This is a genomic window from Burkholderia sp. 10_S31, from assembly GCF_056930375.1.
This window is the reverse complement of the sequence record NZ_JBXOWK010000002.1, coordinates 596,051-621,460: the sequence shown is the minus strand read 5'-3', so window position 1 is coordinate 621,460 and position 25,410 is coordinate 596,051. Positions and strand designations below refer to the sequence as shown.

General features: G+C 64.0%; 22 protein-coding genes, 2 tRNA genes and 2 pseudogenes. 8 read left to right on the top strand and 18 right to left on the bottom strand.

The features are described 5' to 3' along the window. The first annotated feature begins 98 nt into the window (after positions 1–98). From AC1Z3W_RS17465 to AC1Z3W_RS17435, 7 genes and pseudogenes are all read left to right on the top strand, one after another. Positions 99–425, top strand: coding sequence for an H-NS histone family protein (locus tag AC1Z3W_RS17465; RefSeq protein WP_057927078.1), 327 nt, complete (start codon positions 99–101; stop codon positions 423–425). A 148-nt stretch (positions 426–573) separates the two neighbouring features. Then, positions 574–647 (top strand) — tRNA-Gly (locus AC1Z3W_RS17460). 4 nt (positions 648–651) lie between these two features. Next, positions 652–728, top strand: a tRNA-Ile gene (locus tag AC1Z3W_RS17455). Positions 729–1,401: 673 nt separating this feature from the next. Continuing rightward, positions 1,402–2,136 (top strand): type IV toxin-antitoxin system AbiEi family antitoxin domain-containing protein, encoded by a 735-nt coding sequence (locus AC1Z3W_RS17450; RefSeq protein WP_057926890.1) that lies wholly within the window; start codon positions 1,402–1,404, stop codon positions 2,134–2,136. A gap of 567 nt (positions 2,137–2,703) precedes the next feature. Then, the gene (locus tag AC1Z3W_RS17445; protein WP_483508100.1) at positions 2,704–3,720 is read left to right on the top strand and encodes a TOTE conflict system archaeo-eukaryotic primase domain-containing protein; all 1,017 of its coding nucleotides are present in this window, start codon (positions 2,704–2,706) and stop codon (positions 3,718–3,720) included. Next, positions 3,603–4,658, top strand: a pseudogene (locus AC1Z3W_RS17440) (TOTE conflict system archaeo-eukaryotic primase domain-containing protein); the annotation flags it as partial. The gene AC1Z3W_RS17445 and the pseudogene AC1Z3W_RS17440, both read left to right, overlap by 118 nt. Positions 4,659–4,913: 255 nt before the next feature. After that, positions 4,914–5,156: pseudogene (locus AC1Z3W_RS17435) on the top strand (GNAT family N-acetyltransferase); the annotation flags it as partial. A gap of 132 nt (positions 5,157–5,288) precedes the next feature. Here AC1Z3W_RS17435 and AC1Z3W_RS17430 read toward each other — a convergent pair. The 13 genes from AC1Z3W_RS17430 to argH all read right to left on the bottom strand — a co-directional run bounded on the left by AC1Z3W_RS17430 (position 5,289) and on the right by argH (position 20,688). Then, positions 5,289–6,299: a lipase family protein gene (locus tag AC1Z3W_RS17430; protein ID WP_483508099.1), complete on the bottom strand. Its 1,011-nt coding sequence runs from the start codon at positions 6,297–6,299 to the stop codon at positions 5,289–5,291. Positions 6,300–6,347: 48 nt separating this feature from the next. Then, complete coding sequence (locus AC1Z3W_RS17425; protein WP_057926893.1) at positions 6,348–9,542, bottom strand: NHL repeat-containing protein; 3,195 nt, start codon at positions 9,540–9,542, stop codon at positions 6,348–6,350. Positions 9,543–9,607: 65 nt separating this feature from the next. Next, positions 9,608–11,530 (bottom strand): pentapeptide repeat-containing protein, encoded by a 1,923-nt coding sequence (locus AC1Z3W_RS17420; RefSeq protein WP_483508097.1) that lies wholly within the window; start codon positions 11,528–11,530, stop codon positions 9,608–9,610. A 515-nt stretch (positions 11,531–12,045) separates the two neighbouring features. Beyond that, positions 12,046–12,360: a hypothetical protein gene (locus AC1Z3W_RS17415; protein WP_057926895.1), complete on the bottom strand. Its 315-nt coding sequence runs from the start codon at positions 12,358–12,360 to the stop codon at positions 12,046–12,048. Positions 12,361–12,434: 74 nt separating this feature from the next. After that, on the bottom strand, positions 12,435–12,818 hold the full coding sequence (locus tag AC1Z3W_RS17410) for a type II toxin-antitoxin system VapC family toxin (RefSeq protein ID WP_057926896.1): 384 nt from the start codon (positions 12,816–12,818) through the stop codon (positions 12,435–12,437). After that, complete coding sequence (locus tag AC1Z3W_RS17405) at positions 12,815–13,021, bottom strand: DUF2191 domain-containing protein (RefSeq protein ID WP_057927079.1); 207 nt, start codon at positions 13,019–13,021, stop codon at positions 12,815–12,817. Before AC1Z3W_RS17405 ends, AC1Z3W_RS17410 begins: the two co-directional genes overlap by 4 nt. 430 nt (positions 13,022–13,451) lie before the next feature. Continuing rightward, a complete protein-coding gene (locus AC1Z3W_RS17400) occupies positions 13,452–14,855 on the bottom strand; it encodes an MmgE/PrpD family protein (RefSeq protein WP_483508096.1) in 1,404 nt (467 codons plus the stop codon). After that, the gene (locus tag AC1Z3W_RS17395) at positions 14,852–15,760 is read right to left on the bottom strand and encodes a polysaccharide deacetylase family protein (protein WP_483508095.1); all 909 of its coding nucleotides are present in this window, start codon (positions 15,758–15,760) and stop codon (positions 14,852–14,854) included. The genes AC1Z3W_RS17400 and AC1Z3W_RS17395 overlap by 4 nt, the downstream gene beginning before the upstream one ends. Further along, positions 15,757–16,629 (bottom strand): polysaccharide deacetylase family protein, encoded by an 873-nt coding sequence (locus AC1Z3W_RS17390; RefSeq protein ID WP_057926899.1) that lies wholly within the window; start codon positions 16,627–16,629, stop codon positions 15,757–15,759. Before AC1Z3W_RS17390 ends, AC1Z3W_RS17395 begins: the two co-directional genes overlap by 4 nt. Positions 16,630–16,636: 7 nt before the next feature. Then, positions 16,637–17,470 carry an ABC transporter substrate-binding protein gene (locus AC1Z3W_RS17385; RefSeq protein ID WP_483508094.1) on the bottom strand — a complete coding sequence of 278 codons (834 nt, stop codon included), beginning with the start codon at positions 17,468–17,470 and terminating at the stop codon, positions 16,637–16,639. A 97-nt stretch (positions 17,471–17,567) separates the two neighbouring features. After that, positions 17,568–18,371: an amino acid ABC transporter ATP-binding protein gene (locus AC1Z3W_RS17380; RefSeq protein WP_057926901.1), complete on the bottom strand. Its 804-nt coding sequence runs from the start codon at positions 18,369–18,371 to the stop codon at positions 17,568–17,570. Then, positions 18,368–19,261, bottom strand: coding sequence for an amino acid ABC transporter permease (locus AC1Z3W_RS17375; protein WP_057927080.1), 894 nt, complete (start codon positions 19,259–19,261; stop codon positions 18,368–18,370). The genes AC1Z3W_RS17380 and AC1Z3W_RS17375 overlap by 4 nt, the downstream gene beginning before the upstream one ends. Beyond that, a complete protein-coding gene (gene argH / locus AC1Z3W_RS17370) occupies positions 19,255–20,688 on the bottom strand; it encodes an argininosuccinate lyase (RefSeq protein ID WP_483508093.1) in 1,434 nt (477 codons plus the stop codon). The genes AC1Z3W_RS17375 and argH overlap by 7 nt, the downstream gene beginning before the upstream one ends. Before the next feature lie 126 nt (positions 20,689–20,814). On the opposite strand from argH, the gene gcvA reads away from it, so the two are divergent. Beyond that, a complete protein-coding gene (gene gcvA, locus AC1Z3W_RS17365; protein WP_124833593.1) occupies positions 20,815–21,693 on the top strand; it encodes a transcriptional regulator GcvA in 879 nt (292 codons plus the stop codon). A 25-nt stretch (positions 21,694–21,718) separates the two neighbouring features. On the opposite strand, the gene AC1Z3W_RS17360 is transcribed toward gcvA, so the two are convergent. The 5 genes from AC1Z3W_RS17360 to AC1Z3W_RS17340 form a co-directional block, all read right to left on the bottom strand. Continuing rightward, a complete protein-coding gene (locus AC1Z3W_RS17360; RefSeq protein WP_483508091.1) occupies positions 21,719–22,249 on the bottom strand; it encodes an N-acetyltransferase family protein in 531 nt (176 codons plus the stop codon). Between the two features lie 102 nt (positions 22,250–22,351). Further along, a complete protein-coding gene (locus tag AC1Z3W_RS17355) occupies positions 22,352–23,101 on the bottom strand; it encodes an amino acid ABC transporter ATP-binding protein (protein ID WP_124833537.1) in 750 nt (249 codons plus the stop codon). Next, a complete protein-coding gene (locus AC1Z3W_RS17350) occupies positions 23,088–23,738 on the bottom strand; it encodes an amino acid ABC transporter permease (protein WP_057926906.1) in 651 nt (216 codons plus the stop codon). The genes AC1Z3W_RS17355 and AC1Z3W_RS17350 overlap by 14 nt, the downstream gene beginning before the upstream one ends. Then, positions 23,735–24,421, bottom strand: a complete 687-nt coding sequence (locus tag AC1Z3W_RS17345) for an amino acid ABC transporter permease (protein ID WP_057926907.1) — start codon at positions 24,419–24,421, stop codon at positions 23,735–23,737. Before AC1Z3W_RS17345 ends, AC1Z3W_RS17350 begins: the two co-directional genes overlap by 4 nt. A gap of 89 nt (positions 24,422–24,510) precedes the next feature. Then, complete coding sequence (locus AC1Z3W_RS17340; protein WP_057926908.1) at positions 24,511–25,317, bottom strand: transporter substrate-binding domain-containing protein; 807 nt, start codon at positions 25,315–25,317, stop codon at positions 24,511–24,513. Positions 25,318–25,410: the final 93 nt, after the last annotated feature.

Sequence of the window (25,410 nt, the reverse complement as noted above, 5' to 3'; positions counted from 1 at the left end):
GGTGCCATCATGATTGGCAGTGGCCAGACAGGCTTCGAAATCGCACCGCGACCGGCATGCTTTGCGAGCGCGCGGTATCAATGAGCAGATTATTTACGATGACCAGTAAAATTCAGGCCCTGCACCAGCAGCTTGGCCACCTCAATTTGCTTCTTGATGAGGCACGGAAGAAGGAAAAGGCGGCCGTCCTCTCCACGATTCGGGAGCAGGTGAAGGAGTACGGCATCACCGAGGTGGAATTGCTCCGCGCGGCCGGCTTTGTGAAAGACAAGCCCAAGCAGTTGCCAGCGAAATACTACGATCCTTCCTCGGGCAAATCGTGGACGGGACGCGGCGCGTGTCCGAAGTGGCTGGCTGGCAAGAACCTGGATGACTATCTGATCCGCCCGGCCGCAAAGCCTTGGTGGCCAGGGGAAAACGGATAGGCAAGACCCGTCTTTGCGCGTGCAAAGTGATCAATTGTGCGTATTCGTCAAAGCTGCTGTCGCAGCGACTGGTCGCTATGCCCCAAGGCCAATCGACGTAAACCAGTATCCTGTTGGCGCCCTAAATCGTGCGAGAATGCGTGCCGCCGCGGGTGTAGCTCAATGGTAGAGCAGAAGCCTTCCAAGCTTACGACGAGGGTTCGATTCCCTTCACCCGCTCCACCATGGGCCCGTAGCTCAGTTGGTTAGAGCAGTCGACTCATAATCGATTGGTCGCCGGTTCAAGTCCGGCCAGGCCCACCACACGAACCCGGACGGTGAACGCGGTACACACTGCTGACCTAAAGTGCGACTTTAGAGGGCGGCGGGATGTCGGCGCAAGCAACTGTTGATATGACGCTATCGCGCAATGCGAATGGCGACCTGCTCGTTGTGACCACCTATCCGCGACGGGCAACTCTCCACGACGTCGTGCGACGCGACTGCCATCGACCGGTGGTGACGAGAACTCCGCGGCAATGCGTCCGCGTCTGTTCGACGGCGGCCCCAACGACACGCTCGGCCGCGCGTGGGGGAGTTTCGCCTCCTCCGATACAAATACGAGCGTGACTCAGCCGCAGTCGACGCCGTACCCCTCCGATTCCACGCTTCCGGCCGGCGGCATTGCCGAATGTGCTACGGATTCAGAAGCGCGAAGTGGACTTCAAGTATCCGTTCGCGCCGGCAAGCTATGCGGGTACTCAATCTTTGGTGGGGAGCGTCCATCACATCGACGCGCATGGTTCGACCGCCGATGGCCGTTCCACATTCCTCGACCTTCTCGCACTTGGACCTTATCCGATTCCGCGCAGGATTCTGGGCAGGGGAGCAATGTAGGCTCACCGAGCTGTGAGCTCATCATTTCGACGTTAAATATTCTGATAAACTAAAAACATTCGCGAGAAATTGCAAAATAAACCACGCGATTGGAGATTGTATGGCTAGCAAGACGCTTCAGCGCCTGATGGAGGAGGCGCCGCGCGGGCAACCGCTAGACACGGAAATGCTGAAGGATATGGGCGTCAGCCCGGCGCTCGCAACCTACATGGTCAAGGCGGGGTGGCTGCAGCGACTCTCCAAGGGGGCCTACCTGCTCACGGGGGATAGCCCGAACCGGGAAGGAATCGTCGCGTACCTGAGTCGACGCGTGCCGGGCTTGCATGTCGGGGGCAAGACGGCGCTCGACTGGCAAGGCGAACGTCACAACATCGACCTTCGTGCGAAGACCATCTTATGGGCGCAGAAGCCGTATGAGATCCCGTCGTGGGTTGAGGAGCACATGCACTACGCGTTTCAGACTACCCAGATCTTCGACGACGCGCTGCCGTATGATGCGGGCCTCAAGCCACTGGCGAACGGGAATCCGCATGTGCTCGTTTCCGTTCCGGAGCGCGCACTGCTCGAACTCGCCAGTGATATCGGCAAAGGACAATCGATGGAGGAAGCGGTCAGCCTGATGGCTTCGCTGAGAAACATTCGGCCTTGCGTCCTCGAACAATTCATGACGCACTGCAAGCGCGTCAAGGTGCTTCGGCTGGTTCGGGATCTGGGGAGGAGCGGCGACTATTCCTGGGGGGCGGACCTGCAACGACACGTTGACCGGGTTGGCGCTGGGAAGCGGTGGTCCAACGTGAACAAAGACGGCGAGCGTCTTACGCTCAATCCAGAATGAACGATCCATACCTCGATACGATCCGGTCGCACCGCTTGATCGCACCCGACGTCTTGCCGCTCTCGCACGCTGCTCGCAGCGTTTCCCATGGACCTTTGATTGGGTATCGGGACCTCTGTCTGGTCCTCTGGAAACAATGCGACGACGTAATTGAAGTCACACACAACGCGTGCCTTATGGAACGACCTATATGTCGGACACTTTCGAGCTGGTTGCCATCTCCTTGCCGCCCGACATCGCGCCGGAGGCGTTGCCGGCGGCGGTGAAGTCGATGGTTGCCGACTGCTGGCCCGGAATGAGTCGGGGACAACTCATTGCTCGCGCGCGTCGCCATGCCCTGCGACTCTCGTTGCGTGCGCGCGAAGCCTGCGCCCCCGGTGAGATCGGGAGGTTCGGCCTGTGCCTCACAGTAGACGGCGAATCCGTGCGTCTCATCGCGCACCTGCGACGTGTCCCCCGTCGTCGCAAGCCGATGCGGTCCGGAAAACCCGTGAGAAACTCCAGCTCGCCCCCACGGGATCCGCGTCAGACCTCGCTGTTTTGATAACGATGCAGTGGTGAGTGTCGATGCGGGAATACATCGGCCGAATGCAGTGCGGCGCCCCGCAATCAAAGCTCACCATCTCCGCGAAAGTGAGCGCCGCCACGTCAGTCGTTGGACACGAGTGCATCGGTCGAAATGCATCACTCCCTGGCCGAGCTCGATACAATCATCGAATCAGCATGGGGGATATAGCGATATGCGACAACGGACTTGCGTACCTGCCTGCCAGCGCCATCGGGATGCAGGCGCCGACGGATAACGTGGTGATGGGCGAGGGAAAACCACCGCGTGATGACTGGAACACTCTCACGCGTGTTGAACTGCTGGCGGAACTGGCGCGTCTTCAGGCAGAAAACGCGAGGCTCACCGCATTGCTGCCATCACAGGTCCGATCGCAAGACAAACCGATACGGATCGCTCCGTGCGAGCCATCCGCGGCCGTCCGAAACCCTGACATGCCAATGCTGTCGCCGCCGCAGAAGGTGCAGCTCTTCCGGCGGTTGTTTCGCGGGCGCACCGATGTTTATCCGCTTCGTTGGGAGAGCCGGACCTCTGGCAAATCGGGCTATGCGCCAGCCTGCGCAAATGAATGGCGGGCCGGGATCTGTGAAAAACCCCGCATCCGATGCGCGGACTGCAGCCATCGCGTGCTGCTGCCGCTCGATGACCAGGTGATCTATGGGCATCTGGCCGGCGATCATACGGTGGGGCTTTATCCGCTGATGCCGGATGGCACTTGCTACCTGCTTGCGGTCGATTTTGATGAGGCAGATTGGCGCAACGATGCGGCAGCCTTCCGCCAATCATGCCGGGAGCTGGGAGTCCCGGTGTCGATCGAAATCTCCCGCTCAGGCCAGGGCGCGCACGCCTGGAATGCCGGGTTTTCTTTTCGTCGGCGATCGCCGCGCGCGACGCGCGACGCATGGGCTCAGCAATCATCAGCCACACCTGTGTCCAGACCCGGCAGCTCGAACTGTCGTCTTACGATCGGCTTTTTCCGAATCAGGATCTGCTGCCCAAAGGCGGTTTCGGCAACCTGATTGCGCTGCCGCTGCAGAAGCAGCCGCGCGAACATGGATACAGTGTGTTCGTCGACGACGATGTCCAGCCCTACGCTGACCAGTGGGGCTATCTGGCGTCCGTGCATGGGATGGACGGACGCGACATCGAGGGTGTGATCTTTCGCGCCACCGGTGGCGCGCACCCACTCGACGTTACGTTTATCACTGAGGAGGACCAGGCCGAACCGTGGAAGCCGCCATGCAGCCAGCCGAAGCGGTTGGCCGGAACGATGCCGGCGTCACTGACGCTGACACTCGCGAATCAGCTGTATCTCGAGAAGGCCTCGCTCCCGCAGGCGTTACTCAACCGTTTGATCCGGCTGGCGGCTTTCCAGAATCCGGAATACTACCGGGCTCAGGCGCGCGGCTTTAGTGTCTGGGATACGCCGCGCATCATCGGCCGCGCGGAGAATTGCCCGCGCCACATTGCGTTGCCGCGGGGCTGCCTCGACGACGTCATGACGCTGCTGTGCGACAACGGCATCGCCTGCGATATTCGGGACGAGCGTTGCGCTGGCGAGCCGGTTACGGTTTCGTTCGCCGGCACCTTGCGCGATGACCAGCAGGCAGCGGTAGCCAACCTGTTGCAACACGATATTGGCATCCTGCATGCGCCAACGGCTTTCGGCAAAACCGTGACGGCAGCCGCAATGATCGCGCGGCGCGGCGTCAACACGCTCGTGCTTGTGCATCGCCGGGAGCTGCTCGACCAGAGGCGTGAGCGTCTGCAATCATTTCTTGCACTCGATTCGCGCGCCGTCGGGACAATTGGCGGCGGCAAGTCAAAAGCAACGGGCCTGATCGACATCGCGATGCTGCAGTCGGTCGCGCCGAACGGTGCCCGCGGTGAGCTGTTGCGGCGCTACGGTCAAGTTATTGTCGATGAATGTCACCACGTCTCGGCCGACTCGGTCGAAGCTGTGCTCAAGGCTGTCAACGCGCGCTATGTGTTGGGCCTCACGGCGACGCCTGTCCGGCGTGATAGCCAGCAACCGGTGATGTTCATGCTATGTGGGCCGCTACGCCATGTGGCGCGACCACCGACCAACGCGCCGCAACTGCTTGAGGTTCTCCCGCAAAGGCTCACCGCTGAGGTGGAGGTCGCGGCCGACGCGCCGATCCAGGAGGTGTTTGCGCGTCTGGCTTGCCCCGTGAGGTGGCACGCAAGCTGCCCCGCGATCCCGGCGGTGCGCATCGGTCGGCTGGCCGTTGATCGCCGGTACCGGGGCAGGGGGCTGGGTGCGGCCTTGCTGGTCAATGCCCTGCGACGAGCCGCCCGCTCGGAGATCCCGGCTGTCGCCTTGACCGTCGACGCGAAGGACGAGGGCGCCGCGGTGTTCTATGGACACTTCGGCTTCCAGTCCCTCACGCACGATCCGTTGGCGTTGTTTCTGCCGTTGGCGACGGTGAAGTAGGCGGGGCCGCCGCCTCATGCGACGACGTCAAGTCGGCCGCGGCCGGTTTTTTTGGGGGCGCGTCGTCAAGTCCGCTAATTCTTGTTAGCGGCATTACGTTTTTTGATGACAGTCGAGACGAACCCCAATGCATCACATTTCCTGGGTGTTGGGGGGCGGGGGCATATAGATGTCGCCGAAACCAAGCCCCAGAAGTAAGATGTATCCGAAAATGTGCTGAAAGCCGGCCTGCATAAAGAAATCCGTAATATTGCCTACAGGCGTCCCGTCAAGCTTGATTTGCTGGGAGCCGTAGTTCCCCCATTGTCTGTAATTCAAGGGGGCTGCCGTAACGATTATCGCGTCGATGAGCACCTTGATGGCGTCGCTCGGCGGGGCAACCGAACCGTATATCGTTTTCACGGCATCAATGGTGTATGCGTTCCAGGCCATCGGCACGATGTCGCACGTATTCCACACGCGGATCGCGTTGGCTTTCATTTGCTCGTCGAAGTAACCGGCAAAGATATCGTTACCCGCCGTCGGCGCGGCAAATGTTTGGCAAGTATATTTCAACGTCTGCGTCTGCAAGTCACGCTCGTTCTTCAGATACAAGACCAGCGCGGATGCCAGGGCTCCGCCCAGGCTGTGCCCGATAACATTGATCGTGCTCGAGGCCGGCACCGTCTTGAGAAAATCGACGAGCGTCACGCCGTTTGAGTCTGCAGTCAGGATAACTGACGATAATCCGATATCCGTTCCAGCCGAGATGCCAGCCGTGCTATGACACGAGGGCACGTACTTCTGGAACGACACGAGGGTTTCGTACAGGTTGTCCTCCAGAATGTCTTCGGGAGAATTGAAATCGGTGCCGCTGGTCACCACCGAATATTGTCCGGTGACTTTCGATTGCAGTACGACAGTGATGTTGGCCGCATAGCCATCCGAATCGGCGTCCCGAAGCACGGCCGGCCCCCAGACGATACTGAACTGCTTGTTCTGGGTCATCCTGGAATAGCTCAGGCCATTCCTGATGTTCTGACTGACCTGTGCTGCAGTCGGATTCTGGATTTCCTTTCCCGACGTATAGTCGGTGGCCGAATAGTTGACGATGTAGGCTAACGTGAGATTGGTCTGCGCTTGCTCGAGACTGGCATTCGACATGATCGATCCTCTCCAGATGAATTGAAAATTCCACTTCCCGTGCGGCAATTACGCCGGTGGTGCCGGCGGCATCCAGTGGCTGATCGACGGCTCCGGCCTCCCGTTCGCAGCGTGGATCAGCTCGTAATTGAGGGCATACACGTTTCGGTCCAGGCTCACGGTGAGCCTGCCCGATGCGACGCCTTGCGTCGACACCAGCAGATCGCCCTTCGGTGTGTAGATATCCAGGTAGTAGTCGTCCGGCGAGCTACCGTCGCCGGTATAGGACAGCACGTAGACATAGCCCTTGGCCTCCACGTCGAGGTCGAGGTACGCCGACTGCCCGCGACCTGGCACCGTGAGCGGCAGTGTCGAAGAGGCCTTGTTCTGGAAGTACTTGACCGGGTTGCCGTGGATGTCGAACGCTTGCACTCGTGCGTTGTCCGCCTCGAGTACCATCACGACCCCGTCCAGGCCGATCGCGATCGCCACCGGCCCCGATACCAGGCCATCCCGCTTGCCCTTGCCGGAAAGCAAGCACGCGTCGGGTGCCTCTTCATCGGTAACGGGCGCGCTCGGCAGTTCGCATCGAAGCAGCTTGCTTCGCGCGGTGCTGATGGCGAACACGTAACCTTGCGGATGCAGGACGAAGTCGTCCAGCGGGATACCCGACGGGAACCGGCCATAGCTTTGCCCCGTCCCGGAATGGATGGGGGCGCATTTCGACCCGTCGTCATAGCTCAACGTGACCTTGCGAAGATGAACGTACGACGGTGCGCCCTGCTGGCTGTTGGCCGCAACCGGATAGCTGTCGAGGAAGAGGTTCCGTGCGGAGCCGTCCGACTTGCTCATCAGGTCGTAGCAGATACCCGATTTTTCGTTATAGCCGACGTCGAGCGGCTGGTAGGCCTGCTCCGGAGGCACGAGAAGCGACACGTTCTGAACCGTGTACATCGGGTCGACCGATCTGGCGTTGGTCGAGAGGTTCTCCGGAATGTTCAGGTTGGAGGCCTGCCACCCGTAGCCGATCGACGCGGGCCCCTGCGCCAGGGTGATGCTCGTCAGGCTGATGAGATCCGAACCTGACGTCCGCAGTGTGGCCGTCGGGGGCGGCGCCCCTCTGTCCCATGCGTGCGCGCCGCCCTCGTAGACCAGTTTCTCGAGATGCTCATAGACCGAGCCCGTGGTGAGCGGAGGCGCGTTGTTCTTGATCTCGAGGTCCGGAATCACGAGCGTGCTGCCGTTCGTGCCCAGTGCGGCTGTCCATTCGGTCACTCCCTTCCCGGCGACCCATCCATTGTCGGCATAGAAGATCGCGGTGACCTTCAGCTTTCCACCGCCCGGGACGCCCTTGAAGCTGAGCGGAATGGGATCGCTGTTGGTCCCTTCCGGCAGCGAAAACGTCTTTGAAGGGACCGTCACCTGACTGTCGTAGGTGACGGTGACCACGTAGTGCGTGGCTTGCATCGGGAAGTAATGAAACTGCGAGTCCGGGACGAGGGTGATGTCCAGATCGATCGTCCTCGTCACGGTCGAGGTGTAAACCGGTGCCGCCTCCAGCACCTCGATCATCGTCTGTCCGATCTCCGCCGCGGTGACGACTGCGTTGGTGGCTTCCAGTGCGATGTCAACGAAGGGGATCGCTTCCTCGAGCGCCCCTTGTGCGATAAATTCCAGCAACAACGCCTTCAGGCCCGTCTTCCATAGCAGGGGCGCGATGATATTGGCCAGCTTGAGGAGCACCTCCTTGATTCCGCCGGTCAGGGCATAGTCGATGAGTGCTGCGTCGATCGTTGCCAGGACGCCTAGAATGCCGACATAGAGCTTGTTGTCCTTCAGGAGGCTGGTGACGAATTCGGTATTCATGACAGCCGCGCCCGCGACGAGGGCGACAACCGGAATCGCATGCTCGAACGTCGCCGTCATGAAGATGCCGAGGAGGCAGATGTGCCTGTCGGTATGCCCGGGACCAAAAACGCCGAGCCCCGCGAGATGGACGTTCACCGCGCTGGCCGCTGCCGGAACGGGGAACGTCAGTGTCATGTCCGTGACGTCGATCGGGATGCCGGCGATCTCGTCAATGGGCCCGACCCGATCGAGGTACTTCGTCGTGGAGGTGCCGTTGAAAAGGCCGGGAACCCAGGACGCCGGCCATGAATCCGGCGGCGCGACGGGGGCGCCGCCGGCATCCAGGAATTCGATGTATGCCCCGAGGTGCCTGAGCCACTGGTTCTCCACCGTCACCGACATGTTGCTACCGTCGTAGCTCACGCTGGCGGGATCGACCACGACACCGAGGCCTGGCGTCAGGTTCTTCAATTGCCACTGCGAGTCCTGGTCGCGCTGCCGCGTGCGCCGCTGCAGCGCATGGGCGCCCGCCGCCCCCTGATATTCGCTCGACACGACGCCATCGAGCACTTTCCACAGCGAGCCGCGCAGGTACTCGTCCTGTCTCGACAGCAGGATCGCGATGGGCAGGGTGCCCGACACCGCCAGATTCACCCCCCTCTCGAGCTTTGCCGTGTAGAGCGGCTTGTTGCCGTCGTACACCTGCTCGTTGTTCCAGTCGAGGAGCGGCACCTTTTTTTGCCAATCGTCGCCGGCGTTCAGGATCGCATCCGCCAGGGTGCCGCCATCACGCTGGATCGCGGCCTTGATGCAGTTCTCCTTGATGTAGGCAGGAATGGCGCCGCCGTTGTCGCTGCTCAGGTTCAAGAGGCTCGGGTGGTGGAAGAGCACGGCGACCGCTGCCTCCATCGCGTCGCTGTAACTGTCCACGTGATCCGGAAAGTCCGAGTCCAGCATCAGGGGCTTGAGATCGTCCGACGTGACGCCGTACCGCGCGAGCTTGAAGCGAGTCGCGGCCAGCACGTCCTTGCCGCGCGTCTTCATCGCTTCGCGCGCGGCTGCCCTTCCGGCCTTGGGGACGTGCAGGTACATGGCAATGGTCTTGCCGGGCGCGTCGTCGCGCGTCCCCGTGGAAACCGTGATCAGTGCCGGCCGGTTCGAGGGAACGGGGAGATCCTCGATGTAATGCGTGACGTGCGCCTGCGGGAGCAACTTCAGGAACGGCGTGTCCTGACTTGCCCGGGCGCGGGTCTCCGGCGTGTGACGTTTGAGCTGATACTTCCGCAGGTTCGCGTGCAGGAGCACGTCGTCCGGGTTTCGGCAATGCGCCAGGTTGAAATGCAGCGTGCGCGTCTCGGTGGGGCCGGGCAGTGTATCCGCATGCGGGTTGGGCGACATGGCATTCTCCTGGTTCATCGTTCTTTTCTTGCGAATAACCGTGCTCGACGAGAGCGTCTCCGCCGGGTTGGGCGTCTTTGCTATCAAGCGTTGTCGCCGTAATGCCATTCGGTCATGGGCGCGCCGTCGGCGTTCCACATCGTGCCGGTGCAGGGCCCTGTCTGGCCGCTCGGGCACGTCGCCCCATCCGTGTCCGTCGACGTCAGCGTGGCCCCGTAACTGATTGGGCGGCCATCCTCCCGCCCGCCCTGGACCGTCAACGTGCCGCTGGCCGTGCTAACGGCCGCTCCCGCGAAATTCACCCCACGCGCGCTCGTGGATGAAAAAATGGCGCCCTGAAGACACGCCTTCGCAAACGAATTCGCGCGCTGCTGATTCCCCGTAGACAGATCGGTGCCGGTGAAATTGGCGTTGACCAGGCATGCCCCGTCGAATGTGACACCTACCGCGTTCTTCTCGCGAAGGCTCGAGAAGTCAGCCGCGACGAGGTACGCACCGGTGAAATCCGCGAGCATGATGTTTGCGCCGGCCAGCGTCGCGCCGTTTCCGTACAAGTAGCAATATGGCATCTGGGCATACGACATATCCGCGTTGCTGAACGTGGCATTCATCAGGTTCGCACCGGTCAGGTTGCAGCGGTGCGTGCCGTCCGGCGTCGAAAAGGTTGCGTTGTCGAACTTGGCATCCTCCAGGTTCGCGTTCACCAGCGTGGCGCCCCCAAGCTGGGCGAAGGACAGGTCCGCGTAGCGCATGCTCAGGGGGCTCGCGATCGAGAATTGCAGGCCGGTCAGGACGGCATACTGGGCGATCAGTCCATCGAGTTGCCCATCGGAAATCGAACTTCCGGGCTTGTCGGGATCGGGCCTCATGAACGAGGCGCCGTCCATCTGCGCGTAGCTCCAGTCGTAGATGTCGTCGTGTTCTTCGTCGAACGAGTGCGTGAGGACCTTGTTCACGCGGGCATTCGTGAAAACGGTCCGGTTATCGGGCGACCGGGTGATGCGGATGGGTCTGGTGGGATCCTTGAGTGTCGCCAGGGACAGGTCGGCGCCGGTCAGGTCAGCACCTTGGAGGTTGCAATTATCGAGGACGGCATCCGCGAAATTGCACCCTTTCAGGCTGGCGCCGCTTAGATCGACGTCCTTCAGCGACGCGTTGCGAAAGTTTGCGGAATCCAGCACGCGGCCGGCGAGGGTGCTGCCATCCAGGACAGTGCCCGAGAAATTCGCGATGCCCGAGAACGTGACATTGCTCAGATTGCAGTTCGTCAACCGAACGTCAGAAAAATCTGCATTCCTAAGAAACAGATACCAGAAATCGACATTATCGTGCGAGTGCTTGTAGAGGCCCGATTCACCCGGGAGGTTCTGGTATGCAGTGATGGCCTGGGATGTGTTGGCTCCCAACACGGCCATCGTCGGATCCTGCCAATTGACCACGTTATCCAGGCTGTCCATCGACAGTACGCCGCCAATCGACCCGTTCTCGATGAATTCCATCCAGATGGCATTCTTTGCCGGCGGGATGCCGTACGGGTCCTGGCTCGCCAGCGCGAGCGTCGGAGGCGTGTCCGGCGAGGTGAGCGCAGTATTGGCGGAGCCGTTGTGGGTAACGTCCCACAGTGTGCCGTCACAAGCCAGCCACTTCCCGTCGAGCATCGATTGAACCTGGAGCGAGTTGTGGGTGCCGTTGTTGAAAGGCGGGTTGGGGGTGAACGTATCCCCCAGATAGAAAGCGAACACGGCCGCCTTTCTGATGCCATCTTCATCGATTTGCTGACACATCAGCGAATCACCGTTGCGGCGCACGATCCAATAGTAGGTGAACCCCAGGATGGTGATGGTCTGATAGAGGCTGTAGCAGCCGATGTACTTTTTCACGGAGTTCGGGTCGACCATCTCGGTTTCCTCGTCTGATTTGCCACATGCAGTCAGATCCAGCGTCGCGATTTCCACGCCGCTAGCGAAAAATCCATGATCCAGCATCACGCATGACGAACCGGCCATCTGGTTTTTGACGACGGGGCCTGAAACGCTGCGTAAGCCACATAACCGGGAGAAGTACGCGGCGAAAACCGTCTCCGTTTGCAATGTTATTCAGGTGGAGCGCATACCGGCATCCTCTTCCTGTTTTATTTTCGCGTTCTTTTTCCGGTCACAACAGTAGACCACCGGGATTTAATCGTCACCTGTATTCTTTGACAGGAGGCACCAATTCAATCAATCTCGCTATCACGAAAATTGAACAATCCGCTCGATCGTTTTATCGGCATAAAAATCACTGCATTTCGTAATGAATTGGCTCACCCTATAATTCCTCGTTTATCGAAAACGATTTCAGGCGATGCTCTTCGGTTTCAGAGGATGCGTTACGAGAAAGGGGGCGGAGATAGTAAATCTTCCTTATCGCAATAGTGTGACTGCGATACCAAGCTCAGATCGGCAGATCGCGTTGAGCAGTGCAGTCGACCGGCGTCCGCCTCGTGCAGGTGAGGGGGGCTACCTTCTGTTCCGACCGCCTTTTACGCGTCTTTCAGCCAGGGCATTTCCACGGGTGACACGACCAGTTGCCGGAATTCGCGTTTCAGATCGAAGATGAATCCGACCAGAATCATCGACTCGGCGTAAGGAATCGGAAAGACATGCGGATTTTCCGGAGTGCGCAGGGGACGCTCGGGCGTGTCCGCTGCCGCCGCGGCGTTCTCGCGAACGCTTTCCAGTTCGTCGGCCATGGCCGGGTCACCGACTTTCAGCACGCGGCTACGCAGGTCGCTGAAGGGCTCGATGCGCGCAGCGTCTTCGTGGTATTCGGGCACTTCATAAACGAACCAGGACATTTTTGTCTCCCATGAGAAGGGGCGCTATTCTAACGCTGCTACGGAACGTGAGTTGGAATAGGCACTGACTTCGCTCAATGCAGATCAGGCGATAAGTAGAGAACCCCGAATTGTTCCGCCAACTGCGCGAGCCGCCGATCGCGCGTCCAAAGCCAGGTGCTCGGGGTCAACAGCACCGACGCCAGCAGCGTGCAATCCACCGCGCCGCATCCGCGTCCATACAGCCGTTCCCGCTCGATCCAGTCCGCTACTTCGCTTGGCGTCGCGAGGCGCGTTTGGCGCAATAGCGCGAGATCTCCCAGCGTTCGGGCCCGCGGTTCGGGCGGCGTCCCGCACGTCAGTTCGAGCAGCACGAGTGGATGCGTCAAGACGTCATCGAGGCGCAGCAACTGGATAAGCGCTGGTAGCGGCCGCCGGAAGTGCTCGGCCCAGACGGACGTGTCGACCAGAACGCTCATCGGGCAGCCGCCTCCGGGTTGCGGCGCGGCACATCCGGCATGTCGGGCGCGTGACCGCCAAGCGCGGCAAGGCGTTGGCCGGCCCGGACACGCACGAACGTTTCCAGTGCGGCCCGGAACAGGTCTGCCGGCGGCATGCCAGGCTCGGCGAGTTCGAGTGCGCGTGCATAGAGAGTGTCGTCGACGGTGACGGTGGTACGCATGATGGCTCCTTTGATGCGATTACGCATCAATTTTAGCATCAATTCGAAAGCGGTCCAGTCGTTGATAGGGTTGGCGAAATTCGTCACGGCGTTGCCGGTGCTGGCATGGGCAGCGGACTCGATCTGCATGGTCAATACGTTGCGCACCATCCAGGCTCGAGCGGCTTTCCCGCACACCAAGGCAGCCGCGAGAGTGTCGTCGAGCTTGTCGCGCGACCAAGGTAATTGTGCAACGGGCTGCTGCACAAATTCCGGCCGCGGAAAGCGGTCGCGCCCAAAGGCAAATTATCTCGACGCAGCCGGTAACTGGCATGCGCGGCTGGCGCGAAGCTCAATTTCGGCACCGACCCCATTGTTGTGATAATAGTTATTATGTAAAATTATGTTCGTACTCCGGCATACACAGTCTCCGCGGCAACACCCGCACCATTCAACACATCGTCGCTCCATCTCCACGACCTCCCGCATCCCCCACAAGCAGCTCATTCAACACGCGCGCGTCCACTTGCCGCTCCAGCGCCAGGCACGTGTCGCTCAACGCTTCGGCCCGTGCTCGCTCGAGCGTCATACCCGCCAGCGCACGAAACTTCGCCAACAGTGCTGCATCGGGCAGCGGATTGCGCGGGTCGCCGAGCGCGATCGGCACGTGACACGATTCCCACCGTCCGTCCGCGCGATACAGGATCACCGTCGGCTCGTCGAGATCGCGTAACGCCGGATCGATCTCGATCGCGATGCGCGCAAGCAGCGCCGTGATGCGCGAATCGGTGCGCCTGTCATCCCGATAAACACCGATCCCCGTGTCGCCGTACGCAAAGGCCGCCGCAACCGCGTACGGCAGGCTCATCTGCGCCGACGACAGCGTCGACAGGTCGCGGCCGCCGCACATCCGGGCAACGAACGCACTCGCCCGCACGATCACCCGTTCGATTTCATCGGCCTCGAACGTGCGGCCGTCCGCAAGCTGCAACGCCGCGTCAACCGCCGCATGCGCGCTGCGGCACGACGCGTGCGGCTTGATCGAGCAGCGCATCATCTTCCAGTGCGCACCGAGGCCGTCGGTCAATGCGTCGGGCGCATGCGATTGAGCGGCGAACGTGTTGAAGAAACCGCCCCATACATCGTCGAATACTCTTGCCGGGCCGCTTACGCCTTCGCGTGCCAGCAGCGCCGCAAGCACGCCGCCTTCCGCAGCACGCCCGGCATGCAGCCGCTTCGTCTGCGATCCGTCGTGGATGAATCCCCACAGGCCACCAGAGAAACTCGCCGCATGGCCGAGCGCGTCGCGCGTGCGCGCGGCATCGAGTCCGAGCACGCGTGCGCTTGCCGCTGCCGCGCCGAACACGCCGCAACTGAGCGTCGAGTGCCAGCCCGCACCGTTGTGGGCCGAGTAGCCGCCGGCCGCTTCCAGCACGCGCCGGCCGACGTCGTAGCCGAGTGCGATCGCCGCCACGCACTCCCGACCTGTCACAGGACGGTCCGTGCACGACAGCGCGGCGAGCACGGCCGGCAGCACGACCGCGCCCGAATGGTCGCAGCCGCCGGCATCGTCGAGCTCAAGCGCATGCGCGGCGATCCCGTTGACGAACGCCGCGTCGCGTGCCCCTGCCCTGCACCGCGTGCCCCACAGCGACGCGCCGCCGCGCGCGACGGCACCGGTCAGCGCGCGTGCGCTGCGCGTCTCGACGGCCGACGTGCCAGCCAGTGCGGCACCGAACGTATCGAGCACGTGCCGCGTGGTTTTCGCGACGACATCGTCAGGCACCGCGGCAGCGGGCGTCTGCGCGACGAACGTCGCGAGCCGCGTGGCGCGCGTTTCGCTATCCATCGTCATCGCGCCGACTCCTCTGCCACGCAACGTGCAAACACGTCGACCGGATGGTCCGGCTCGTTGGCGCTCACGTGCTCGCGCCACCAGCGTGCGACGTCGCGTCCGGTCGCAAGCCAGACGTCACCGGCATCACGCAGGTGGGCCAGCAACGCACGCAGCAGGTCGATCCGCCCCGCCGTACCGATGATCTCCGGATGCAGGCGCAGCACGCAGCACAGCCCGAAGCGCCGAAACCCATCGACGTCGCACCGCCAGTTATCGAGCACGTCGCGGTACGCGGCGATGCGCGGCTGACCGGCCGGCACGGGCGGCGACAGGTTGAATTCGAAGTACGGCGCGTCCTCGAGTTCGTAGTGCAGCGGCAGCTCGACGAGCCGCAGGGCGTCCGTGCGCCGGTCGCCGCGCGGATGCAGGTACGGCACATCGTCGCCGCGCCACGACGACGACCACGTGAAGCCTTCCGCCACGAGAAAGTCCGCAAAACCGTCGGCCCAGTTGCCCGTGAACGAGCGAAAGCCTTCGACGCGGCAGCCGGTGGCGTCCGCGAGCGCCGCCCGCCCGGCGCGGCACGCATCGATCTGCGCGGCAAGCGGCAGCGCGTCGAAATCCTCGCAGCGAAAACCGCTCACGCCGAGCTCGTGCCCCGCGGCCGCGATCGCACGCACGGCGTCGCCATGCGTCTGCGCAACGCGGCCCGGCACGAACCAGCTCGTCGGTACGCGAAACTCGTCGAACGCCGCGAGCAGCCGGTCGACGCCGCGCGTCGCGCCGTAGCGCCATACCGACAGCGATTTTTCACGGCCGACGATACGCGGTTCGCGCGTCTGGATACCGTGAACGTCGTTGAAGTCGACCGTGATCGCGACCGCGCATCGCGCGCCGTCCGGCCAGGAACAAGATGTCTTCACATGCCGCTCCGTTGCATGGGACGCGTGCTTCGCGCGTGTTGCTCGAGCCACCAGTCGGCCACGTCGCGGCAGCGGGCGAACCACACGCCGTCGTGCGCGCGCATGTGGCCGAGCCACGCCTCCAGCAGCGCGATGCGCCCCGGCTTGCCGCAGACTTTCGGATGCAGCAGCGTCGTCAGGCACAGCCCTTCGCGGTAGACGCCATCGAATTCGCGGGTCCAGTTGTCGAGCGTCGCATCGTAGCCGGCGATCCGGTCGAGTCCGGCCGGATAGTCGGGGTTGCGGTGATACGCAAGCGACGCGTAATCGTCGGTCTCCCAGCGGCCGGGAATCTCGACGAGCGGCGGCTCGCCGTCCGCGCTGGGCAGCAGGTACGGACGGTCGTCGCCACGCATCGAGCTCGAATAGCGCACGCCCGCTTCGCGCAGCACCGCAACCGTCGCATCGCTCCAGTCGCCGGACGGCGTGCGGAACCCGACCGGCCGCACGCCGAGCGTACGTGCGAAGACGTCGGCCGACTGCGCCATGATCTCGCGCTGTCGCTCGGGCTCGAGCGTCCAGAACGCTTCGTGCCGGTAGCCGTGGTAACCGATCTCGTGGCCGCGCTCGACGATTGCCGCGCATTGCGCGGGCCAGGTCCGCGCGACCCACGCGGGCACGAAGAACGTCGCGGGCAGGCCGAACGACGCGAGCATGTCGAGCAACCGCCCGAGCGCACGCCAAGGCCCGTAGCTGCCGAGCGTGAAATACGCGGGGTTGCGCCAGATCGACCCGTTCAGCATCGCGTCGCCGGTCGGCCCGTCGAGATCGAATGCGAGCGCGACGCACGCGCGCTTCGCGTCCGGCCAGCGGGGAGCGAGGTCCGTCATCGCTCGCTCAGCGAGTCGCGTTGATCGTCGCCTTCGCCACCGCGTGCTCCTGCAGCCCCCATTTCGCGAGCAGCTTCTGGTACGAGCCGTCCGCGATCAGATGGTTGAGCGCCGTCGTCAACGCGCCGCTCAGCGCGGTATTGCTCTTCGCGACGCCGATGCCCGTGTATTGCGACAGGAACGGCTTGCCGACGGGGGCATACGCGTTCTGCTCGAGGCTGTTCTGGTACGGCAGCGTCTCGCCGCCCTGCACAGCCGCGTCGATGCGGTTCTGGCGCAACTGCATCCGCGCGTCCGACGAGCCGTCGGTACCGACGACGATGATCGCCGGCTTGCCGGCCTTCACGCAGTTCTCCGCGCTCCACGCGGTGGTGTTGTCGGGGAACGACGTGCGCCGGCTCGAGCCGACGCGCTTGCCGCACAGCGCGCCCATCTGCGCGAACTCGCCGGCGCGTGTCTTCAACGTATAGAACTGCGGGCCCGTCTCGATGTAGTCGACGAACGTCACCGCATCGCGGCGCGTCGGCAAGTCGGTCATGCCGGACAGGATCATGTCGACGCGTTGCGTCGCGACCGCGCTCATCATCTGGTCGAAGCTCGTTTCGACCCAGTTCAGTTTCGCGCCCATCTTCGCGGCGAGCGCTTCGCCGAGATCGACGTCGAAGCCGGCCAGCTTGTCGGTCGCCGGATCCTTGTATTCGAACGGCGGGTAGTTCGGCACGATCGCGACGTTCAGCGTGCGTTTCGCGCTCGCGGATTGCGCGGCGGCGAACGGTGCATGAAGCGCGAGTGCGCCGAATGCGACGGCGGCCAGCGTGCGGGTCAGGACGGATGCTTTCATGGGATGTCGCCTTGTCATGATGGAGTAATGAGGTGCTACGCCGCGCTCGTCGGCGGCTCGATCGTTCGGGCGCGGCAAAACGGGGCGCCCGGCCCGGTCATGCAATCACGGCGGAGATGAACTCGCGCGTGCGCGCGTGCGTCGGCGCGGACAGCACCTGATCGGGCGGCCCGCTCTCGACGATCCGGCCGCCGTCCATGAACACGACGCGGTCGGCCACCTCGCGCGCGAAGCCGAGCTCGTGCGTGACGACGATCATCGTCATCCCGCTCTTCGCGAGATCGCGCATCACGGCCAGCACTTCACCGACGAGTTCGGGGTCGAGCGCGGATGTCGGTTCGTCGAACAGGATCAGTTGCGGATGCATCGCGAGCGCCCGCGCGATCGCGACGCGCTGCTGCTGGCCGCCCGACAGCTCGACCGGAAACGCGTCGCACTTGTGCGCGAGGCCGACGCGCGCGAGCAGCGCGCGCGCTTCCTCCTCCGCTTGCGCGCGGCGGCGCTTGAGCACCTGCACGGGGCCTTCGGTCACGTTCTCGAGCGCGGTCTTGTGCGGAAACAGGTTGAAGCGCTGGAACACCATGCTCGTCGCCAGCCGCTGGCGCGCGATCTGGCGCTCGGACAGTTCGTGGAGCCGGTCGCCGGCGCGGCGGTAGCCGGCCAGTTCGCCGTTGACCCACAGCGCGCCGGCGCTGATCGTCTCGAGCTGGTTGATGCAGCGCAGGAACGTGCTCTTGCCGGAACCCGACGGCCCGATGATGCACAGCACTTCGCCTGGCGCGACGTCGAGCGTGATGCCGTGCAGCGCCTGGAAATCGCCGTACGACTTGCGTACGTCGACCGCGCGAACGACCGCGTTCGTCATGACGTTCTCCCGATGGTTGAGGGTCGTGTCGTTCATTTGCGGCCCGCCGCCCTGCCCGCGCCGCGCGCGAAACGCCGCTCGACGCGCGCCTGCGCGAGCGACAGCACGGTGACGACCGCGAGATACCAGATGCCCGCGACGATCAGCAGCTCGATCACGCGGGCGTTCGCGTAATAGATGTTCTGCGCGTTGTGCAGCATCTCCGCGTACTGCACGACGCTCGCCAGCGACGTCAGCTTGACCATGCCGATCAGCTCGTTGCCGATCGGCGGCACGATCACGCGCATCGCCTGCGGCAGGATGATCCGACGCAGCGCCTGCAGGCGCGCCATGCCGATCGATTTCGCGGCCTCGTACTGGCCCGTGTCGACCGACAGCAGCCCTGCCCGCACGACTTCCGACGTGTAGGCACCCTGATTGATGCCGAGCCCGAGCACCGCCGCGAGGAACGGCGTCATCACGTCGACGGTCCGGTATTCGGCGATACCCGGGATGCCGAGCGTCGGAAACACGAGCGCGAGGTTGAACCACAGCAGCAGTTGCAGGATCACCGGCGTGCCGCGGAACAGCCAGATGTAACCCTGCGCGATCGCGCCGAGCACCGGATTCGACGACAGCCGCATCACCGCGGTGACGACCCCGAGCACGATGCCGAGCGTCATCGCGAGGACGGTCATCACGATCGTGTTGCCGAGCCCCGTCAGGATCGAATGCGCGGTCAGGAACTGGCCGACGACGCGCCATTCGATCTGTCCGCGCGCGAACGCGACCGCCACATACGCGAGCGCGGCAATGATCGCAATCGACGCGACATAGCGGCCCCAGTAGCGCCGGCGCACGCGAACGAGCCCGGCGATATCGTCGGCCGGTCGAGCAGCCGGCCCCGGTGCGCCGTCGAGACGGCTCGAATCGGATGCGCTCAGCATGACGGCCCCCGGTAGTCGGCGGCCCACGCGGCCTGGCGTTCGATCGCGGCGCTCAAGCGGCCGATCTGCTCGTGCACGCGCGCGGGCGACGTGCCGCCCGCCCCGCCGCGGGCGGCGACGGCCGCGTCGAGCGTCAGATGCGCGCGCACCGCGGCGGCGAGGCGCGTGTCGACGGCCTGCAACTGTTCGGCGCTCGCGTCGGCGAGCTCGATGCCGTCGCGCTCGCATGCCCGCACGAGCGTGCCGGTGATTTCGTGCGCTTCGCTGAACGGCACGCCGGTCAGCGCAAGCCAGTCCGCGACCTCGGTCGCGAGCGTGAAGCCGAGCGGCGCCTGGCGACGCATCTCGTCGACGTTCACGCGCATCGTGCGGATCATCCCCGCCATCGCGGGCAGCACGAGTTCGAGCGTATCGATCGAATCGAACGCGGCGATCTTGTCTTCCGCGAGATCGCGGTTGTACGCGAGCGGCAGCGACTTCAGCGTCGCGAGCAGGCCCGTCAGGTTGCCGATCAGGCGCCCTGCCTTGCCGCGCGTGAGTTCCGCGATGTCGGGGTTCTTCTTCTGCGGCATGATCGAGCTGCCCGTCGCGTAGCCGTCGTCGAGTTCCACCCAGCGGAATTGCCGCGACGTCCACAGGATCACTTCTTCCGACAGGCGGGACAGGTTCACGGCCAGCATGCTCGTGACGAACACGAATTCGGCGACGTGATCGCGCGCGGCCACCGCGTCGATCGAGTTCTCGCACGGCGCGTCGTAACCGAGCTCCTGCGCGGACAGCTCGGGCCGCACGCAAATCGCCGAGCCCGCGAGCGCCGCCGCGCCGAGCGGCGAGCGCGCGGTGCGGCGGTCCCAGTCGACCAGGCGGTCGGCGTCGCGATACAGCGACTGCGCGTGCGCAAGCAACTGATGGCCGAACACGATCGGCTGAGCGGGCTGCAGATGGGTGAATCCGGCGGTCACCGTGTCGACGTGCCGGCTCGCCTGGCCGACCAGCGCATCCTGCAGATCGAGCACGCCGCGCACAAGCTGGCGCGCCTTGTCGCGCAGGTACAGGCGCAGGTCGTTCGCCGCCTGGTCGTTGCGCGAGCGCCCGGCGCGCAGCTTGCCGCCCAGCGCCGGCAGCCGCTGCGTGAGTACGCGCTCGAGGAAGGTGTGCACGTCCTCGTCGGCAAGCGACGGCGCGATCGCACCGGCCGCGTAGTCGCGCGCGATGCCGTCCATCGCGGCCAGCAGTTGCGCGAGTTCGTCGTCGTTCACGATGCCGGCGCGGTTCAGCTCGCGCGCATGGGCGCGGGAACCCGCGAGGTCGTACGGCACGAGGCGGAAGAAACTCGGATCGGAGCGCGACAGGTTCTGCAGCGCATCGGACGGTTTCGACTGGAAGCGGCCGCCCCACAGGCGCTCGATCGGTTCGGTAAGGCTCATTGCGGTCGACCTCGACTCGGTTGGATTGCTCCCACTGTAGGCATTCAATTTTTTTTGTTGTAGCGAGAAATTGAATCCGCTTTAATGAAATTTTTCTCAGCACCGTCGCCTCTGACGGGTTCGCCGATGCGCAACCGCCTGCCCCCGCTGAACCCGCTTCGCGCGTTCGAAGCCGCCGCCCGGCGCGGCAGCGTGTCGGCCGCCGCCGACGAACTGCACGTGACCGCGAGCGCGGTCAGCCACCAGATTCGCATTCTCGAGAGCACGCTCGGTGTCGCGCTATTCGTCAGATCAAAGGCGCGCGTGAAGCTCACGCCCGAAGGCGAGGCGTTGCTGGAGCCGGTTGGCGCCGCGTTCGACATGATCGCGAACGCCACCGTCAGGCTCGATTCGCCGGTGGCCGCCGGCGATCTCGTCGTATCGACGCCGCTGTCGCTGACGTCGCGCTGGCTCGCCCGGCACATCGGCGATTTTCTCGAGCGCTACCCGGGGATCCACCTGAAAGTGATTCCGTCGAACGACGATCGCGAGACCTATTCGCCCGACGTCGACGTATGCATTCGCTACGGGGAAGGCAACTGGCGGAACCGGCGCGTCGAGCTGCTCGCGCATCCGGCGCTGTTCCCGGTCGTGAGCCCGGCGTTGATGAACGGGCCCGGTGCGATCCGCAAGGTGCAGGATCTCGCGGGACGCACGCTTTTCTGCGAGCATGCGGGATCGTGGATGCGCTGGCTGGCGGAAGCGAATGCGGACAAGCTGCCGGGCATCCGCATTCTGGAAATCGGCAACGCACACATCGGCGTCGAAGCCGCCGTGCACGGGCAAGGTGTCGCGCTCGGCGACAGCCTCTCGGTAGCCGACGACCTGATCGACGGCACGCTCGTGCGGCCGTTCAGCGCGGCGGTGCCGTCGCGTCATGCGTACTATCTGGTCACGCGTCACGAGCTGGCCGATTCGCCGCTCGTGACCGCGTTCCGGACGTGGCTGCGCGCCCGCCTGGCATGACGCGCGTGCGCGCGGCAGGGGGGACTCAGGCAACGAGACTCGCGAGGTCGTCCCACACCATCACGATGTTCTGTGATCGCCAGATCGGCCCCGCATCGACATACTCGCCGGCCAACCGGCCGTTCAGCGACGCGTAGAAGGCGATCGCAGCGTCGTTGCCCTTGACGACACTCAACGCCGCGCCCCGATACCGCATCCGGTCCAGATGCGTCGCGAGTTGCGCGAGCAGCGCGCGGCCGATGCCGCGACGCTTGAATTCGGGATCGACATACAGGAACTTGATCTCGCCACGGCCGCCGAAGATCGGTTCCGACGGCGCGCCGGCCGCGCCGATGCCGACGATCCTGCTGCCGGCTTGCGCAACGAGCACCAGCTGGTCGCGGTCGCTCGCCGCGAGCTTTTCCCGCCATTTCACGCCGCGATAGCGCTCGTCGAGGATGGCATGCGCTTGCGCCGGTGCGAGATCGCGATAGGTATGCCGCCAGACCATGACGTGAAAATCGGCGATCGCCTGCGCGTCGTCGACGCTGGCGGACCTGATGGATATTCCGGACATCGAAGACTCTCTCGGGCGGCTCGGCACGCGCGGGCGCGGTGCATACGCCGGGGATTGTCGACGATCCGTGCGGCGATGTCAGCACCCCGCCGGCATCGCGGATCAGCGCGCCACGGCTTCCGTATTCCGGATGCTGCCGAGGAACCGCGTCAGCTCCACCGTCTGCGGCCGCTCGAAGATGTCTTCCGACGTGCCGCTCTCCCACACCCGTCCCTGGTGCATGAAGACGATCCTGTCACTCACCGCACGCGCGAAGTTCATCTCGTGCGTGACCATGATCAGCGTCATGTCCTCGCGCGCGAGCTGCGCGACGACGCCCAGCACCTCGCCGACGAGCTCGGGATCGAGCGCCGACGTGATTTCGTCGCACAGCAGCACGCTCGGCTTCATCGCGAGCGCACGCGCGATGGCAACGCGCTGCTGCTGGCCGCCCGACAGCTGTTCCGGAAACGCGTCGAACTTGTCGCCGAGGCCGACGCGCTCGAGCATCAGTTCCGCGATCGCGCGCGCCTGCTGGCGGTGCACCTTCTTCACGACGGACTGCGCGAGCATCACGTTTTGCCCGGCGCTCAGATGCGGAAACAGGTTGTATTGCTGGAACACCATCCCGACCTTGAGCCGCAGCGCACGCAGGTCCGCATGCCGTGCATCGACGCGTTCGCCGTCGATCGAGATCGTGCCGGCGTCGATGCTCTCGAGCCCGTTGAGCGTGCGCAGCAGCGTGCTCTTGCCCGAGCCGCTGCGGCCGATGATCGAGACGACCTGCCCGCGCTCGACGGAGAAATCGATGCCCTTGAGCACATGATGGGTGCCGAAGTTCTTTTCGAGACCACGGGTTTCAACGAGCGGCATGCCATCTCCTTTGCAACGTGCGCGCGTAACGGGTAAGCGGATAACAGAGTGCGAAATAGATCAGCGCGACGAGGCCGTATACGATGAACGGCCGGAACGTCGCGTTCGAGATCGCGGTGCCGACCTTCGTCAGCTCGGTGAAGCCGATGATCGACACCAGCGCCGTATCCTTCACGGCCTGCACGCCGAAGCCGACGGTCGGCGCCACCGCGATGCGCGCGGCCTGCGGCAGGATCACGTGACGCAACTGCTCGACGTAGCTCATCGCCAGGCTCGCCGACGCCTCCCACTGCCCTTTCGGCACGGCCTCGACGCAGCCGCGCCAGATTTCGGCGAGGTAGGCGCTGGTGAAGAACGTGAGGCCTGCGGTGGCCGCGACCCACGGAGGCACGTCGAACCCGACGAGCGGCAGGCCGAAGAACACGATGAACAGCTGCATCAGCAGCGGGGTGCCCTGGAACACCTCGATATAGAGCTTCGCGCAGCCGCGCAGCACGACCGAATTCGATACGCGCATCACGAGCAGCCCGAGGCCGACGAGGCCGCCGGACAGGAACGACACGATCGACAGCACGATCGTCCAGCGCGCGGCCAGCAGCAGGTTCGCGAGAATCTGCCCGAACGTGAAATCGGTCATCGCGCACCTCGCACGCGGCGCGAGAACAGGCGCCGCCCCATCGAGCCGAGCGTCGCGCGCAACAGCAACGCCATCGCCAGATACGCGAGCGTGATCACGAAGTACGTCTCGAACGCGCGGAAGTTGCGCGACTGAATGTAGCCCGCCGCATAGGTCAGATCGGCCACCGAGATCTGCGACACGACCGCCGAACCGAGCATCGTGATCACGATCTGGCTCGAGAGCGCCGGAAACACCTTGGCGAGCGCCTGCGGCAGCACGACGTGGCGCAGCATCTGCGCGCGGGACATCGCAAGCGCGGATGCCGCTTCCAGATGCCCCTTCGGCACGGCGCCGACGCCCGCGCGCACGATCTCGACCGAGTACGCGCCGAGATTGAGCGTCATCGCCAGAATCGCGGCCGTGTACTCGCCGATGTGCACGCCGAGCGCCGGCAAGCCGAAGAAGATAAAGAACAGCTGGACGACGAATGGCGTATTGCGAATCGCCTCGACGTACGCGCCGATCAGCGGGCGCAGCCGCACGGCCGCGCGCGCATCGGCGCTGTACGCGGCCGCGCCGAGCACGCCGAGCGCGACGCCGAGTACGGTTGCGACCGCGGTCAGCGCGAGCGTGATCGCCGCGCCGCTCGCGAACACGCCGGCGTAATCGGCGAGCTCGCCGAATTGAAGCTGGTAGCTCATGGGAAGTGAATGGATTCGGGTTCGGACAACGACGCCCGCCGCGCCGGGCATGCCGGCCGCGGCGGCGCGTCAGGCGACTCTGCGCTGCGTCACAGTCCGGCCGGCAACGGCTGGCCGAGCCACTTCTTCGACATCGCGCCGAGCGTGCCGTCCTGCTTCGCATGCGCGATCGTGTCGTCGATCTTCGCGAGCAGGCGCGGTTCGTTCTTGTTGACGCCGACGAAGCACGGCGAATTCTTGATCACGAACTTGACCTCGGGCCGGCGCGGCGGGTTCTTCGCGAGAATCGCCGCCGCGACGATGTTGCCGGCGGCGATCAGTTGCACTTGCCCCGACAGGAACGCCTGGATCGTCGCGTTGTTGTCTTCGAAGCGCTTGATCGTCGCGTTCGGCGCGAGCTGCGACAGCGCGATCTCCTCGAGCGCGCCGCGCGTGGCGCCGACCGTCTTGCCGGTCAGGTCGGCCGGCGCGCTCACTTTCAGGTCGGACGGTCCGAACACGCCCTGGAAATACGGCGCATATGCGGTCGAGAAGTCGATGACCTTCTCGCGCTCCGGTGTCTTGCCGAGCGACGAGATCACCATGTCGACCTTGTTGGTCGTCAGGTACGGAATCCGGTTTGCGCTGTTCACGGGCACGAGCTTCAGCTTGACGCCGAGCGATTTCGCGAGCAGTGCGGCCATGTCGATGTCGTAACCCTGCGGCTGCATGTCCGTGCCGACCGAGCCGAACGGCGGATAGTCCTCAGGCACCGCGACGCGCAGCGCGCCGTTTTTCGCGATGGTGTCGAGCGCGTCGGCATGCGCCGGTGCGGCGGCGCACAGCACCATCACGGGTGCTGCGATCAGCGCAGCCAGCCAGGTGCGTCGGGGAAACGGTCGGATCGTCGGGCTCACGGTGAATCTTCCTTGTCTGGTATGTCGTCGGGCAGCGCGCAACCGTTGCGCGGCCTCGGCAACTCCAGCAAAAACCGGGCCATTGCCGCGCAA